Origin of the sequence: Antrihabitans stalagmiti, from assembly GCF_016482825.1 — a bacterium.
GTDB lineage: Bacteria > Actinomycetota > Actinomycetes > Mycobacteriales > Mycobacteriaceae > Antrihabitans > Antrihabitans stalagmiti.
In genome coordinates, this window is the sequence record NZ_JAEMNV010000007.1 from 274,676 (window position 1) to 289,516 (window position 14,841).

At 64.4% G+C, this 14,841-nt stretch carries 18 protein-coding genes; 4 read left to right on the forward strand and 14 right to left on the reverse strand.

Annotation, left to right across the window (positions count from 1 at the left end; all coding sequences use genetic code 11):
- Positions 1-3 precede the first annotated feature (3 nt).
- The 5 genes from recX to JGU71_RS21505 form a co-directional block, all read right to left on the reverse strand.
- Positions 4-552: a recombination regulator RecX gene (recX, locus tag JGU71_RS21485; RefSeq protein WP_199706354.1), complete on the reverse strand. Its 549-nt coding sequence runs from the start codon at positions 550-552 to the stop codon at positions 4-6.
- An 8-nt stretch (positions 553-560) separates the two neighbouring features.
- On the reverse strand, positions 561-1,604 hold the full coding sequence (gene recA / locus JGU71_RS21490; RefSeq protein WP_199706356.1) for a recombinase RecA: 1,044 nt from the start codon (positions 1,602-1,604) through the stop codon (positions 561-563).
- 223 nt (positions 1,605-1,827) lie between these two features.
- Entirely contained in the window at positions 1,828-2,022 is a 195-nt protein-coding gene (locus tag JGU71_RS21495; protein ID WP_199706358.1) for a DUF3046 domain-containing protein, read from the reverse strand.
- Between the two features lie 75 nt (positions 2,023-2,097).
- On the reverse strand, positions 2,098-3,249 hold the full coding sequence (locus tag JGU71_RS21500) for a glycosyltransferase (RefSeq protein ID WP_199706360.1): 1,152 nt from the start codon (positions 3,247-3,249) through the stop codon (positions 2,098-2,100).
- Between the two features lie 48 nt (positions 3,250-3,297).
- Positions 3,298-3,756: a MarR family winged helix-turn-helix transcriptional regulator gene (locus tag JGU71_RS21505; RefSeq protein WP_199706362.1), complete on the reverse strand. Its 459-nt coding sequence runs from the start codon at positions 3,754-3,756 to the stop codon at positions 3,298-3,300.
- A gap of 83 nt (positions 3,757-3,839) precedes the next feature.
- Here JGU71_RS21505 and JGU71_RS21510 point away from each other — a divergent pair, with 83 nt between their 5' ends.
- Positions 3,840-4,490, forward strand: coding sequence for a maleylpyruvate isomerase family mycothiol-dependent enzyme (locus JGU71_RS21510; RefSeq protein ID WP_199706364.1), 651 nt, complete (start codon positions 3,840-3,842; stop codon positions 4,488-4,490).
- Here JGU71_RS21510 and JGU71_RS21515 read toward each other — a convergent pair.
- From JGU71_RS21515 to pgsA, 7 genes are all read right to left on the reverse strand, one after another.
- A complete protein-coding gene (locus JGU71_RS21515) occupies positions 4,480-5,190 on the reverse strand; it encodes a PIG-L deacetylase family protein (RefSeq protein ID WP_199706366.1) in 711 nt (236 codons plus the stop codon). The genes JGU71_RS21510 and JGU71_RS21515 overlap by 11 nt on opposite strands.
- Before the next feature lie 53 nt (positions 5,191-5,243).
- On the reverse strand, positions 5,244-5,417 hold the full coding sequence (locus JGU71_RS21520) for a hypothetical protein (RefSeq protein WP_199706368.1): 174 nt from the start codon (positions 5,415-5,417) through the stop codon (positions 5,244-5,246).
- A 156-nt stretch (positions 5,418-5,573) separates the two neighbouring features.
- Positions 5,574-6,332 (reverse strand): phage shock envelope stress response protein PspM, encoded by a 759-nt coding sequence (gene pspM / locus JGU71_RS21525; RefSeq protein WP_199706370.1) that lies wholly within the window; start codon positions 6,330-6,332, stop codon positions 5,574-5,576.
- A 45-nt stretch (positions 6,333-6,377) separates the two neighbouring features.
- Positions 6,378-7,178 (reverse strand): PspA/IM30 family protein, encoded by an 801-nt coding sequence (locus tag JGU71_RS21530; RefSeq protein WP_199706372.1) that lies wholly within the window; start codon positions 7,176-7,178, stop codon positions 6,378-6,380.
- 242 nt (positions 7,179-7,420) lie between these two features.
- Positions 7,421-7,789 carry a helix-turn-helix domain-containing protein gene (locus tag JGU71_RS21535; protein ID WP_199706374.1) on the reverse strand — a complete coding sequence of 123 codons (369 nt, stop codon included), beginning with the start codon at positions 7,787-7,789 and terminating at the stop codon, positions 7,421-7,423.
- An 88-nt stretch (positions 7,790-7,877) separates the two neighbouring features.
- Complete coding sequence (locus JGU71_RS21540) at positions 7,878-8,393, reverse strand: CinA family protein (protein WP_199706376.1); 516 nt, start codon at positions 8,391-8,393, stop codon at positions 7,878-7,880.
- 7 nt (positions 8,394-8,400) lie between these two features.
- Positions 8,401-9,030, reverse strand: coding sequence for a CDP-diacylglycerol--glycerol-3-phosphate 3-phosphatidyltransferase (pgsA, locus tag JGU71_RS21545; RefSeq protein WP_307829760.1), 630 nt, complete (start codon positions 9,028-9,030; stop codon positions 8,401-8,403).
- A gap of 182 nt (positions 9,031-9,212) precedes the next feature.
- On the opposite strand from pgsA, the gene JGU71_RS21550 reads away from it, so the two are divergent.
- The 3 genes from JGU71_RS21550 to JGU71_RS21560 all read left to right on the forward strand — a co-directional run bounded on the left by JGU71_RS21550 (position 9,213) and on the right by JGU71_RS21560 (position 10,995).
- On the forward strand, positions 9,213-9,737 hold the full coding sequence (locus JGU71_RS21550; protein WP_199706378.1) for an amino-acid N-acetyltransferase: 525 nt from the start codon (positions 9,213-9,215) through the stop codon (positions 9,735-9,737).
- A gap of 35 nt (positions 9,738-9,772) precedes the next feature.
- Complete coding sequence (locus JGU71_RS21555; protein ID WP_199706541.1) at positions 9,773-10,057, forward strand: YciI family protein; 285 nt, start codon at positions 9,773-9,775, stop codon at positions 10,055-10,057.
- 62 nt (positions 10,058-10,119) lie between these two features.
- Complete coding sequence (locus JGU71_RS21560) at positions 10,120-10,995, forward strand: DUF1906 domain-containing protein (RefSeq protein ID WP_199706380.1); 876 nt, start codon at positions 10,120-10,122, stop codon at positions 10,993-10,995.
- A gap of 69 nt (positions 10,996-11,064) precedes the next feature.
- Here JGU71_RS21560 and JGU71_RS21565 read toward each other — a convergent pair whose 3' ends face one another.
- Positions 11,065-12,093, reverse strand: coding sequence for a TerC family protein (locus JGU71_RS21565; protein WP_199706382.1), 1,029 nt, complete (start codon positions 12,091-12,093; stop codon positions 11,065-11,067).
- A 90-nt stretch (positions 12,094-12,183) separates the two neighbouring features.
- Entirely contained in the window at positions 12,184-14,835 is a 2,652-nt protein-coding gene (locus JGU71_RS21570; RefSeq protein WP_199706384.1) for a DNA translocase FtsK, read from the reverse strand.
- Positions 14,836-14,841 lie beyond the last annotated feature (6 nt).

Below are 14,841 nucleotides of genomic sequence, written 5' to 3' on the forward strand. Positions count from 1 at the left end.
TGCTCAGTCACCGTCGAGTAGATCGTCGGTGTCGGAGCCTGCGTGTTCGAGTTCGGCTTTGACGACTCCGAAGGCCAGGGACTGGCCGTAGCCTCGGCGTGCGAGCATGCCGACAAGCCTGCGGACGATCTTGTCGCGTTCGGCCGGATCGGCAGGGACCGCGAGGGTCCGTAGTTTGCGTCGGACGAGTTCGGTTGCTCGTTCTTGCTCGTCGTCGCGGGAGATCTGCGACAGCGCCTGCGACGCTATCTCCTGCTCGATTCCCTTGCGGCGCAGTTCGAGTGCGAGGGCCTGCTTACCTTTGCCCGAGTACGTGTGCCGCGAATGTACCCACTGTTCGGCGAAGGATGCGTCGTCGATCAGTCCGACGTGGGCGAGCCGATCCAGTGTCCGCTCGGCGATGTCGGGCGTGTACCCCTTCTTCGCGAGACTTTGTGCCAACTCGGCCCTGCTGCGTGCCCGGTCGGTGAGGAGGCGCAGGCATACATCTTTTGCCTGCGCCTCCGTGCCACCGCTGGGCTTACCCTCGTTCGTTCGGGTAGCCCGCTCCATCGCCGACCCTAGAAGTCGACCGGAGCAGGCGCGTCTTCCACTGCTGTGACGTCGGCACCGATGTTGAGCTTTTCCTTGATCTTCTTCTCGATCTCGTTGCAGACATCGACGTTCTGCAACAGGAACTTTCGAGCATTTTCTTTGCCCTGGCCGAGCTGATCGCCTTCGTAGGTGTACCAGGATCCCGACTTCCGAATGAAGCCGTGCTCCACACCCATGTCGATCAGCGAACCCTCCCTGCTGATTCCGAAGCCGTACAGGATGTCGAACTCGGCCTGCTTGAACGGCGGAGCAACCTTGTTCTTGACGACCTTCACACGGGTGCGGTTACCGACTGCGTCGGTGCCGTCCTTGAGAGTTTCGATGCGGCGCACGTCCAGCCGGATCGAGGCGTAGAACTTCAATGCCTTACCGCCGGTGGTCGTTTCGGGTGAACCGAACATCACGCCGATCTTCTCGCGGAGCTGGTTGATGAAGATGGCGGTGGTGTTCGAGTTGCTCAGCGCACCCGTCATCTTGCGCAGCGCCTGACTCATCAGGCGAGCCTGCAGACCGACGTGACTGTCGCCCATCTCGCCCTCGATCTCCGCACGCGGCACAAGTGCGGCGACCGAGTCGATCACCAGGATGTCCAGCGCACCGGACCGGATCAGCATGTCCGCGATTTCGAGTGCCTGCTCGCCGGTATCCGGCTGCGAGACCAGCAGGGCATCGGTGTCGACACCGAGCTTCTTCGCATAGTCCGGATCCAGCGCATGCTCGGCGTCGATGAATGCGGCGATCCCGCCTGCAGCCTGCGCATTCGCGACCGCGTGCAACGCGACCGTCGTCTTACCCGACGACTCGGGGCCGTAGATCTCGACCACGCGACCGCGGGGCAGACCACCGATACCGAGCGCGACATCGAGCGCGATGGAACCGGTCGGGATGACGCCGATAGGCGGGCGAACGTCGTCACCGAGGCGCATCACCGACCCCTTGCCGAAGTTCTTGTCGATCTGGGCCAAGGCCAGTTCCAGTGCCTTGTCGCGATCGTGTGCCTGTGGTGCCATCGTGTTCCCCTTGTCTCGAATACTCGTCCAGCGAATGGCGGTTACGTTAGAACCAGGTACCGACAAGTTCGTGGTTTTCGGTCTGACCTGCAGCTTTGGCTGTCAGTCGATCAGTTCTCCACCAGCATAGGGGAACACCTGTTCGAGTCAAACACATCCGGCGATGACACGCCGACGACTTCGCGCCCGTTTCGCCGGACACCTCCCCGACGCCGACCGCGACCTACCAGCGTGAGCGGGGAACGTCGAACTCGGCACACAGCGCACGCCAGACCTCGCGGGGATCGACGCCGTCGTCGATCGCGCGCAGCGGGGTCCGGCCTGCGATCGAGGCGAGCACATGGTCGGTCAGGATGGAATCGCCCCTGGCAACGCCGAACTCACCGTGGACGAGCTCGTGGAAATCGGTAAGTCGCACCACGCCACCGTAGCGGAATCGCCGAACCCGATCGCGACACCCGACCGCCGCCCGACCGCAACGACCTCCGACCGCTCAGCCTGCGAGCACCTTCCGGCACACCGCGACCGGGTCGTCGACGTCGTTCGCCGTTGCAGCCGCGTGCGCAGCAGCGGCGGCGAACCGGGGATCGCCGAGCACTTCGAGGACGGCGGCGCGTACCGCCTCCGCCGACAGCGGTCGCACGATGACCGCACTCCCCTGCCGCGCCGCCCGATTCGCAAGTTCCCACTGATCGCCACCTCCGGGAACCGCGACGACGGGAACACCGGCGAGCAGCGCCTTCGACAGCAGCCCGTGGCCTGCACCGCAGACGACAACCGCTGCGTGGGTGAGCAATTCGTCCTGACGCCCCAATCCCGCGGTCGCCCAGGCAGGCAGGTCCGCAGGTGGTGGATCCAGGGTCGAGACGGCAACCCGTACATCGGCGTCGGCCAGCCCGGCCAACGTCGCCTCGACCATTCCGACCGCTCCGGTGAACGCGGTCGACGGTGCCACCATGACGAGCGGCGCAGCACCGGGCGGCAGCTCGAGTACCGCCTCGGTCGGCTCCCAGTGCAGCGGCCCGATCACGTGGGCCTCGGCAGGCCAGTCGGGTCTGGGCACCTCGAGGGCAGGCAGTGTCGCGATCAGCCTTGCGGAAGGCCCGGGGTCGAGTTCGGGTAGGCCGACGCCGACGCGTGCCCGGCTGCGCTGCGCCAAACCCTGCCGAATCGATCGGCCCGTCGCCGCTCGCATCAGGTTGTCCCGCAGCCGACCGCCGATTCCCTCACCCGGCGCAAGACCACTCCCTATGGGCGGCAACGCTTTCGAGGGTGCATACAACGGATGCGGCGACAGCTCGACCCACGGCACGTCCAAGCGCTCCGCAGCGAGGCCACCGCCTGCGGTCAGGATGTCGGAGACGACGAGTTCGGGAAGGGTCGCGCTCAGATCCGGCAGCAGCTCGGTCGAGATGTAGGCGGCCCGCTCGTGGATGCGCCGGCCCGCGTCCATGTCGTCGTCCTCGACCCGTGGCGCGAGGCCCTTGAGTCGCTGTGCGGTGATGCCCGCCTTCTTGGCATCGTCGAGCCAGCGGGCGCCGGTGAAGAGCATCGGCTGATCACCGGCGTCGAGAAACCTGCGGCACAACGCGATAGCCGGAAAAGCATGGCCAGGATCGGGTCCGGCGACTACGGCAACTCGCATCGCACCAGAGTGCCACAGGACACCCCGCGTCGATGCCGTCACACCTGCTCACTCGGAGGACGCCAGGCTCGGAGGACCGCCGAACGGGTCGGTGATCTCGACAAGTTCCAGTAGCGCTGCCCGGAGCGCACGCATTCGCCGCGGTCCGAGCTTGGCCTCCCACTGCGTTTCCACCGCTGCAAGTGCTGCCGCGGCAACGGAGGATGCGTCTTTACCGCGCTGCGTCACCTCGACAAGACGTGCGCGCGCATCGACGGGGTCGGCAACTCTGCGGACGTAGCCGGCACGTTCGAGCTGATCGACTAGAAACCCGGCGGTCTGCTTCGTCACCTGCGCCTGTTCGGCGAGGTCGGTTGCTCGCGAACCCTTTTCGGAGATCCGTTGAAAGATTCGCGACTGCGCCATCGTCAAGTCGTCGTAACCGGCGGCGCGAACCGCATCGAAGACTGCGTTCTCCAGGTATCGATACGGGATGAATAGCAACAGTCCGGTGTTCGGCTCGGTCATGACCAACCCTTGAAATAGTAAGATGTTCTGACTATTATAGTCATAGTAACTTACTATCTTCCGACCGGGAGGTTTACAGAGCGATGAACACAAATGCCTCCGAGATCGAATCGGTATGGACCGCAACGGCTACCGCGCGTGCCGCATTGGTCGACCTCGCCGAATCGCTCACTCCAAGCGAATGGGACGCCGACTCTCTGTGCGACGGCTGGCGGGTTCGCGACGTCGTCACCCACATCGCTCTGGGGACGCAGTTCGACTACGGCACCGCCGTGGTCGAAATCATCCGCGCCCGAGGCAGTTTCAACCGTTTGGTGCACGACTCGGCAGTGCGGCGAGCCGAGCGCCCGATCGAGCAACTCGTCGAAGAGCTTCGTAGGGCGGTCGATTCACGCCGTCGTCCGCCGGGCACCACTCACCTCGACCCACTCGCGGATGTCCTCGTTCACACCCAGGACATCGCGCTTCCCCTCGGTCGGTGCATCGATATGCCGACCGATGCCGCGACGAAGGCCGCAACTCACGTGTGGGACAGCGGTTTTCCGCACCGAGCACGACGCAGGTTCAGCGGGCTCGCATTGGCGGCGACGGACGTCGAGTGGTCACGCGGTGCCGGTCCCGAACTTCGCGGACCGATCGCGTCGTTGTTGCTGTTGCTCACCGGCCGCGCGGTCGCACTCGAACACCTCGACGGCGACGGTACCGCGATCGCAGCACGTCGACTCACCCCATGAACGTGTAGAGCTCGAAGCACACCGCACGCTCGGCCGCGAACCCCTCGATCGGGCCGGTCACCATCTCGATCTGCTTGCGCGCCTGCACCTCTACCGGCTCGTCGCTCAACGCTTCCAGATAACGGCGATGCTCGCACAGCGACGCGACGGCTTGCTCGACCGTATCCGTCACGTCGACGGCATGCGAGCCGTTCGGTGCCATCACCGCCACCCACCTGGCCGTCCATGGATCCAGATCGGCGAGGTCCGGAAAGATCCACTCGTTGCCTGCGTCGGCGGCGGCGTCGAGCGTCGCCAGTCCGAGCAGCCGGTGGTCCGAGCTGTTGAGCATTCCCGGTCCCCAGGTCTCACCGTGATGGAGGGTAACGACGAGGTCGGGGCGATGCCGCCTGATCGCCCTCGCCAGATCACGACGCAAGTCGAGCCCTGCCGTCAAACGGCCGTCGGGGTGAGCGAGAAACTCGACCTCGCTCACCCCGACGACCTCTGCCGATCGAATTTCCTCGGCCTCCCGCAACGGTCCGCACTCCGCTGGGTTCAGGCCCGCGATCCCCGCTTCGCCGCTGGTCGCGAGCACATAGGCGATCTCCTTGCCCTGTGCGGTCCACCTGGCGACAGCGGCTGCGGCGCCGTATTCGATGTCGTCGGGGTGCGCGGCGATCACGATGCCGCGCTGCCAGTCTTCTGGTACAGGTTCCATGGTGATCTGTCTAGCAGACCGTTGGGGTGCTCGGACGGCCCATTCGGACGAATCTAGATCTTGGTCAGATCTTTGTGGTCGGATCCCGAAATCGCCTTGTAGAGCATGTAGAGACCGAACACGACCGCGCCGATCACCAGGATCGGGAACAGGCCCTTGATGAGCGCGCCGATCACGGCCAATGCAATCCAGATCAGTGCGACGATGCCAATGATTTTCCAGAACACGCTAAGCCTCCAACTTCGATGAATCCACCAGATCTTGGGATCCGTGTAACACCGATACTGGCACGGCTCTCGCGGCAAAGCAGCAGGTCAAAGGCAATATCAGGGTAAGATCAGGGTTGACCCTGATGGCTCTTGGGCAGCAGCGCAGGCAGCGAGTCAGGGACGCCCCGGACCGATCGCGGCGGGATTTGCCAGTTCGGCGAGCGCATCGGCCCAGCCGTCGAGACGGTCTGCTGCGACACGAAGTTCGCGATTCGCCGACGCCAGCGGCGAGCGTTGTTCGAGGCCGAGCGGCGACGTCATCCGCGCCGCAGCCTCGAGGAGATGTTCGTACTCGCTCAACCCCGACAGCAACTCACCGAGGGCAAAGGCGATCGACCGCTGCAGTTCCGGACCTGGCCGCCCGACCCGGTGTGCGGCTCGCTCCAACGCGACGATGTCGACCGCCAGCGCTTCGAGTGCCCCAGCTGCCGACTGCGCTGTCGCAGCCGTCTCCGCCAACTCTTCGGCGGGCACGGGCGAGAGTCGCGCCACGACACCGAGCACGTCGTGCAAACTGCGCTCGACGTGCGCCAAACGCGCAATGGCCGGCCGCGCCGACGAACCCGCCGGTGGCAGTGCCCGCACCGGAGGCGCCGCGGGCGGGAGCGGCGCATCGCGGAGACGCAAATACTTTCTGGTGGCAAGTGCCGCAGGCAGAACGAGCACCGCGGCCCCACCTGTTGTCGCCACAACGATCCACACCGGTGCCGCAGCGACCGCGAGGCCAGCTGCGCCGAGTGCCGTCACCCCCGACGCAGCGCCGTAGCGAATGCCGCGTCGACGCGCACGCCGCCGTTTTCGAATTTCACGCTCACGCGGATCGGCCCACCGCCGCACCGAGACAAGTACCGAATCTCCGATATCTCGCAGCATGTGGGCCTACCTCGGGTCGCGTGGGTGCGTAGGCCGGCGAGTCCGCTAGTTGGCGGTCTCGCCCTGGCCGGCCTGTGTCTTCGGGGCAACTGCCGGAGTGGCACCGCCGGAGGGCAATGCGTCGCCCTTCATCGAAGCCCTGATCTGCTCGAGCCGCGAATGGCCTGCCATCTGGATGCTCGCCTGCTGGACCTCCATCATGCGACCCTGCACCGAGTTCTGTGCCAGCTCCGCCGACCCGAGCGCATTGGCGTACCGGCGCTCGATCTTGTCGCGGACAGCATCCAGGCTCGGCGTGTTGCCCGGCGCGGACAGTGTGCTGTCCATCGACCGCAGCGACGCGCTGACCTGCTCCTGCATCTTCGCCTGCTCCAGCTGGCTGAGCAGCTTGGTGCGCTCGGCGACCTTCGACTGCAACGCCATCGCGTTCTGCTCGACGGCCTTCTTGGCCTGAGCAGCCGCCTGCAGCGACTGGTCGTGCAGCACCTTGAGGTCTTCGACGCCCTGCTCGGCCGTCACCAGTTGCGCAGCGAACGCTTCAGCGGCGTTCGTGTACTGGATCGCCTTTTCGGTGTCGCCCGCATTCTGGGCCTGATCGGCGAGGTTGACTGCCTGGCGCGCGTTGGCGTTGAGCTTCTCCACCTCGTCGAGCTGGCGGTTCAGCTTCATCTCCAGCTGACGCTGGTTGCCGATAACCGACGCAGCCTGCTGGGACAGTGCCTGGTGCTGACGCTGCGCGTCTTCGATCGCCTGCTGAATCTGGACCTTCGGGTCAGCGTGCTCTTCGATCTTGGAGTCGAAAAGGGCCATCAAGTACTTCCAGGCCTTCACGAACGGATTAGCCATCGGTTGATCCCGCCTCCATCTGCTGCGCCGCGCTCAGCGCGACCCGATACGCGACCGTCACGCACCGGAACGTGGTCTTGATTGCCCGAGTCATACTCGGGCCTGCCCTGCAATGTCGGGGCCGCAAGCCGTCTTCACGGCCGACATTCGGTGCCCATCAGAGAATCTATCCGTTTCTGCGTCGGTCCACAGCACGGAACGACTACTCGACGAAGAACCGAAGCGCTCCGATGCGGCCATCGTCATGCCGCGGCGAGTGCCCGCGTCGTCGGTGCTGGGATGACGATTCGAGTGTCCCCGCCGATTCGTGCCGCTGCAGCTGTTTCGGCTGCTGCATCGCGGTCCGTCCGTTGGGCGACCGAAGCGGTCCGTCCGGACGCATCGGCCATACTCTCGCTCACGTCGAACAGCACTTCCGCGAGCGGTACCGCGAGTGCATCGCAGATTGCCGCCAACAATTCGCTCGATGCTTCCTTGCGGCCGCGCTCGACCTCGGACAGATACCCGAGGCTCACACTCGCCGAATTGGAAACCTCGCGCAGAGTCCGACTCTGTGACACCCGGGTACGCCGCAGGCTGTCACCGATTGCCTCACGCAATAGCAGCGCCATCTCGCTCCTCCATCTACGTCCCGCCGTCGCCACAAATCTACCGACCTCGTCAGTTCAACGCTCACGCCGACCCGATTGGTTCCCGACCTTAGCGTGATCTCTGCGCGCGAAGGCGATGAACCAGTTCCGACACAGCCGAATCGACCGCGCCGAGCCGGATCTGCCACCGATCACCGGTCAGCGCCAGCTGGATCGCCTCGACCCCGTCGGGTCCAGCGATGCCGAGAAAAACCGTGCCGACCGCTCGACCGTCCTGAGTGTCGGGGCCGGCAACGCCGGTAAGCCCGACGCCCCAGTCCGCCGTGCATATCGTCTTCGCTCCGAGCGCGAGTTGCTCGGCGGTAGCGGCCGCGACAGGTCCCTGTGCTGCAAGGACGTCGGCGTCCACCCCACCGATCGAGTGCTTCAGGTCGGTTGCGTAGACGATCACTCCGCCGCGGAGGACTTCGCTCGCGCCAGGTACGCCTGCAATGGCACCGGCAAGCAGCCCGGCCGTCAACGATTCGGCGGTCGCGACGGTCTGGCCCGCGTGCACCAGTTCGGACACCAGTTCACCGACAGCGGTGTGGGCGAACGGGTCGGGCTCGGACGAATCCGAACTCACGGTCGATTCACGATCGACGGAGCTGCGGGGCGCGGACGTGGGCACGCAACCGGATGGACTGCACGACGTAGTCGATGCCCGTGATGACGGTCAGCGCTACGGCGATTCCCATGAGGGTCGTGCTCACAACGGCGAGACCAGCGGGAAGCGGAAGAATGTAGAAGCCGATCGCGAACGCCTGGACCAGCGTCTTCAGTTTGCCGCCCCGGCTGGCCGGGATGACGCCGTGGCGCAACACGCTGAAGCGCAGGGCAGTGATGCCCAACTCACGCACCGCGATGACGATGGTCACCCACCAACTCAGATCGCCGAGCGCCGACAGGCCGACAAGCGCTGCACCGATGAGCGCTTTGTCGGCGATCGGGTCGGCGAGTTTGCCGAAATCGGTGACGAGTCCGTACTTGCGCGCCAACTGGCCGTCGACACGATCGGTCACAGCCGCCCCAGCGAACAGCAGGAAAGCGACGATCCGCCAATTCGTGTCGTGCCCACCGTCCGCGAACAGTGCCCACAGAAAGACGGGGACGATCGCGATTCGCACCATCGTCAGCACGTTCGCAATATTCAGGAGCGGTACTTCGGGTCCGGCGGGCGGATGACCGACCTCGCTGCCTGCGCTCGTCACCGCTGCGGGCACGGACTCGACGCCGGCATCGTCGCGATCGTCGTTCGCCAGATCCTCGCGTTGCGCGCTCACCCGACGACTCCAAGGCTTGGCCTACAACAGCCGCGATGGGGCGTGGTGACCCGCTGGCGGGTAGATGGGCGGACCGGCACCAACCAAGACTATCGGGTTGGTGGATGACTAATGTTGCGCGCATGACATCTTCGCCGCCAAGTCCCGGCGACACTATGCCAGTCGTGCGGCGGGCGCGGACATCGGACGTTCCGGAGATCAAGCGACTCGTCGACGTGTACTCCGGAAAAATCCTTCTCGAGAAGAACCTCGTCACGTTGTACGAGGCCACCCAGGAGTTCTGGGTCGCCGAACGCGACGGCGAGATCATCGGCTGCGGCGCGCTGCACGTGCTGTGGGCCGATCTGGGCGAAGTACGTACCGTTGCAGTCGATCCGAAGGTCAAGGGCCTCGGGGTCGGCGGGCTTGTCGTATCGCAGCTCATCCAGGTTGCACGGGAGCTCGAATTGTCGCGCGTGTTCGTCCTCACGTTCGAGGTCGACTTCTTCCGCAAGTACGGTTTCGCCGAGATCGACGGCACTCCCGTGACCGCGGAGGTCTACGCCGAGATGTGTCGTTCCTACGACACCGGTGTCGCCGAGTTCCTCGATCTCAGTTACGTCAAACCGAACACCCTCGGAAACACCCGAATGTTGTTGTCTCTGTGAATCTTTCGATCCCGCTGATCACCCAGGAGCAATCGATGCCACTTTTCGCCGTCGAATACACCTATTCGGATGCAACCGTCGCCGGACGTGACGAGCACCGTCCGAGCCATCGGGAGTGGCTGGGTCGGCAGGTGGACGACGGCTTCGTCGTCTCCTCGGGTCCGTATGTCGATGGTTCCGGCGCGCTGATCCTCGTCAGCGCCGTTGACCGCGCAGCCGTCGACGCCAGGCTCGCCGAAGACCCGTTCGCGACCGCCGAACTGATCGATGCGGTCCGCGTGACGGAGTGGTTGCCCGTCATGGGGGTTCTCAGCACGTAGTCCGATTTGTCCCTTTTGTCGTCGCTGGGTAGTTGTCGGACCGCTCGACTAAGGTTGCGCCAATGCGATTGGGACTGGACTATTCGGCAGCACGCCCCGGCGGGGCTGCCATACGAGCAGCGGGCTACGACTTCGTGGTTCGGTATCTCTCCGACGGTGGGCCGAGCCTGCCCGGCAAGCTTCTTACCCCCAACGAGGCCGCTGACCTGCGCGCGAACGGCGTCTCGATCGTCTCCAACTGGGAGACGACGGCGAACCGCATGCTCGACGGCTACGGCGCCGGAGTCTACGATTCCAACCTTGCCCGCGCCCAGGTCCTGCGCTGCGGCGGCCGGGCCGACCGGCCGATCTACTTTTCCGTCGACTTCGACGCCACTCCGGGCGAGCAGGTTCCGATCGACAACTACCTGCGCGGTGCGGCGTCGGTGCTCGGTCCGGAGAACGTCGGCATCTACGGCGGCTACTGGCCGGTGAGCCGAGCACTCGACAACGGCACCGCACGGTGGTCGTGGCAGACCGGGGCGTGGTCGGGCAGCAATGTCGAGACTCGTCGCAACATGCACCAGCGCATCGGCACCGTCTACGTCGGCGGTGTGGCATGCGACGTCAACGAAGCATTCACTGCCGATTTCGGACAGTGGGACTACTTAGGGGACCAACAAGGCAACCCCAATCCTCCGGAGGAGACAGACGTGACACCCGAACAGGACGCAATACTGCGCGACATCCAGATTCAGCTTCGTGGTCCCGGATTGAAGGGCTGGCCGCAACTCGGACCCAATCCCGACGGCGGATTCCTGACCCTTGTCGACGGCCTCGCGGCAGCGCTGGACCGCATCGACGAACTGGAGAAGGAAATCGAGAAGCTCAACGGCGACCGCAACGGTTGGCCGTGGCCGTTCTCCGTCGTCGAGTCGCTCATTCCTGGCAAGAACTAGTAAACGAGTGCGACATCCGACCCACCACGGGCTCGGATGTCGCACTCGCTCCGGCTAGCTTGGCTCCGGCTAGCTTGTTTCCGACTGGCTTGTCTCCGACTGGCTTGTCTCCGACGCGGTCTTTGCGTCGGTATGGCGTGTACGCAGCAGGCTCGCGACCGCTGTCACGATGAGCACGCCGAGGATCACCGCGAGCGACAATCCCGTCGAAATCTCGGGGACACTCACCATCTCGCCACCGTTGACGAACCCGAGGGTGTTCTCGTGCAAGGCATGCAACACCAGCTTCACGCCGATGAACGCCAGGATGATCGACAATCCGTACGCCAGGTAGATCAACCGGTCGAGCAGTCCACCGATCAGGAAGAACAGCTGCCGTAGGCCCATCAGCGCGAAGGCGTTGGCGGTGAAGACGATGTAGGCCTCCTCGGTCAGGCCGTAGATAGCCGGAATCGAGTCGAGCGCGAACAAGATATCGGTGAAGCCGATCGCGACGAGTGCAAGCAGCATCGGCGTCACGACACGTTTGCCGTCGATCTTGGTGGTCAGCTTGCCGCCGTGGTACTCGTCGGTCGTCGGGAGGAAGCGCTTCGCGAGCCGGATGATCTTGCTCTCGCGCTCCTCTTCGATCTCCTCTTCGTGGCCGTGCTCGCGAATGAGCTTGACTGCGGTGTAGATGAGGAAGAAGCCGAACAGGTAGAAGACCCAGCTGTAGGCGTTGATCGCGGCTGCGCCGACCGCAATGAAGGCGCCGCGCATGACCAGTGCCATGACGATGCCGATCAACAGCACCTTCTGCTGGTTCTCTCGTGGCACCGAGAACGTTGCCATGATGATGACGAAGACGAAGAGGTTGTCGACGGACAACGCCTTCTCCGTCACGTAGCCGGCGAAATACTCACCGCCGTAAGTGCCGCCCCAGATCCACATGACGACGAATCCGAAGATGATCGCCAGCCCGATGTAGACGGCGGACCAGATCGCCGACTCTCGGAATGTCGGCGCGTGCGGCACGCGCGCATGAGTGACGAAATCGAAGATAAACAGGCCCGCTATTACCAAGCAGGTGATCAACCAACCGAGTGCAGAAACATTCACAGCAACGACCTTACCTACTATTCGGACATACCCGGCAGTAGCGACGAGCCGCTCGTGAGTCCTTTCGGAGGGCGGACCCTCCGAAAGGACTCACGACTCCTCTGAACCTTCGTCACCCTCGGCGCCACCACGAATCGACCACAGCAGACCGTCGAGCTCGTCCGGTTTGACCAACACGTCACGCGCCTTGGAGCCCTCGCTGGGGCCGACCACTCCTCGTGTCTCCATGAGGTCCATCAGACGACCGGCCTTGGCGAACCCGACTCGCAGCTTGCGCTGCAACATCGACGTCGACCCGAACTGGCTTGTCACAACCAGTTCCACTGCCTGCAGGAACACATCGAGATCGTCGCCGATATCGGGATCGACGTCCTTCTTCTCGCCGACTTTCGACGCGGTGACGCCGTCGGTGTACTCCGGTTCGGCCTGGTTCTTCGTGAAGTCGACGACGGCCTGGATCTCCTCGTCGGAGATGTAGGCGCCCTGCAGACGCGTCGGTTTGCCCGCACCCATCGGCAGGAAGAGCGCGTCACCCATACCGATCAACTTCTCGGCACCGGGCTGATCGAGGATGACTCGGGAGTCGGTGAGCGAGGACGTCGCGAACGACAAGCGGGACGGGACGTTGGTCTTGATCAGACCGGTCACGACGTCGACAGACGGGCGCTGCGTTGCCAGCACGAGGTGGATTCCGGCAGCACGAGCCTTCTGGGTGATGCGCACGATCGCCTCTTCGACGTCGCGCGGCGCCGTCATCATGAGGTCGGCAAGCTCGTCGACGATGGCGAGAATGTACGGATACGGACGGTAGACGCGCTCGCTCCCGAGCGGCGCCGTGATCTCCCCCGACCGCACCTTCGTGTTGAAGTCGTCGATGTGGCGGACCTTGTTGACCTGCATGTCCTGGTAGCGCTGTTCCATCTCCTCCACCAGCCACGCCAGCGCAGCAGCTGCCTTCTTCGGCTGCGTGATGATCGGCGTGATCAGGTGCGGAATGCCTTCGTACGGCGTGAGTTCCACCATCTTCGGGTCGATGAGGATCATCCGAACCTCGTCCGGCGTCGCCCGAGACAACAGCGACACCAGCATCGAGTTCACGAAGCTGGACTTGCCCGAACCGGTCGAGCCCGCGACGAGCAAGTGCGGCATCTTCGCGAGGTTCGCGCTCTGGAAGTTGCCTTCGATGTCCTTGCCGAGACCGATCACCAGCGGGTGGTGATCCTTGCGCGTCGACGGTGCGGAAAGGACGTCCGCGAGGCGAACCATTTCACGGTCGGAGTTGGGGACCTCGATACCGACCGCCGACTTGCCCGGGATCGGCGCGAGTAGCCGGACGTTGTCCGTTGCAACCGCGTAGGCGATGTTGCGGGCAAGGGCCGTGATCTTCTCGACCTTGACGCCCGGACCGAGTTCGACCTCGTAGCGGGTGACTGTCGGTCCGCGGGTGAATCCGGTGACCGCAGCATCGATCTTGAACTGTTCGAGGACCTCGGTGATCGCCTCGATCATCGCGTCGTTCGCCTTGCTGCGGGTCTTCGGTGGATCGCCGACGACAAGCAGGTTGGCGGGCGGCAGCGTGTAGTCGCCTTCGATGATCCGGTCTGCGACGAACTCCGTCTTGTCCGGTTTTGCGGGCTCGTGTTCTTTGACAACGGGTTTCGGTTTGACGCGCTGCTTCGGCGGTGCCGCTGCAGGAGGAGCGGGCGGCACCGGCGCGGCAACGGGAAGCACTTCGGTCACAGAATCGGCGGCGACGAACTCGTCGGTCGGATAGTTGTCGGACGGACGGGTGCCACGGGAGCGCTTGGGGGTGTCGTCGACCGGGTAGCCGTCGGCATCGAAGGAATCGTCGGTATAGCCGTCGTCCGCGATCTCGATGTCTTCGACGTCGGGGTAGTAATCGTCGTATTCGTCGCCGCCCGATGCGGTTCCGAACAGCATTCGTAGCTTGTCCGGGATTTCACGGACCGTTGTTCCGGTCAGCAGCAGGACGCCGAACAGGATCGCAAGCACCATCAGCGGCACAGACAGCCACACCGACAATCCGTCGGTGATCGGTCCGCCTGCGACGTAACCGACGAACCCTGCGCCGCTTGCACGACCGGCTGCGTCCTGTGGCGATCCGGAGGCAAGATGCCACAGACCGAGCACCGGCAGACCGACAAGCAACGAGCCGAGGACCAGTCGGGGGCGGGTTTCGGGGTTGGGCTCGGACCGCATGAGGATGACCGCAATCACGGTGGCCAGCAACGGTATTGCAGCGGCGGGCGCGCCGAGAACGGCACTGACTCCGGTGTCGATCCAGCGGCCGACCGGACCACCGGCGGTGAACCAGATACTGGCAGCGATGATCGCACTTGCCGCGATCAGACCGAGTGCGATGCCGTCACGACGGTGACCGTGTTCGATGTCCTTGGCTTTGCTGACCGTGCGGGTTGTAGCTCCGACTCCCTTGGCGGCCAGTGCCCAGCTCGAACCGACACCTTTGCCGATGGTCGCGAGAAAAGACTTCTGCGGCTTCCGCGCAGGTGCGCGGCGCGCGGCCGGGCGTCCCGACCCCGAACGTGAGGCCGGGGACTTGCGTGGCGTCGATACGGTTCGCGTCGTGCGAGAGCGCGGCTTCGGCTTCTCGCCCGCGCCATCGGCTGCCCTACTTCCAGCCCTGGAACCGGATGATGCCGTGGTTGCGCGCGCGCCCGATCGCGATCGCGCTGCGGTCGGGCTTCCGGACTTTGCTGCCATGGGTGT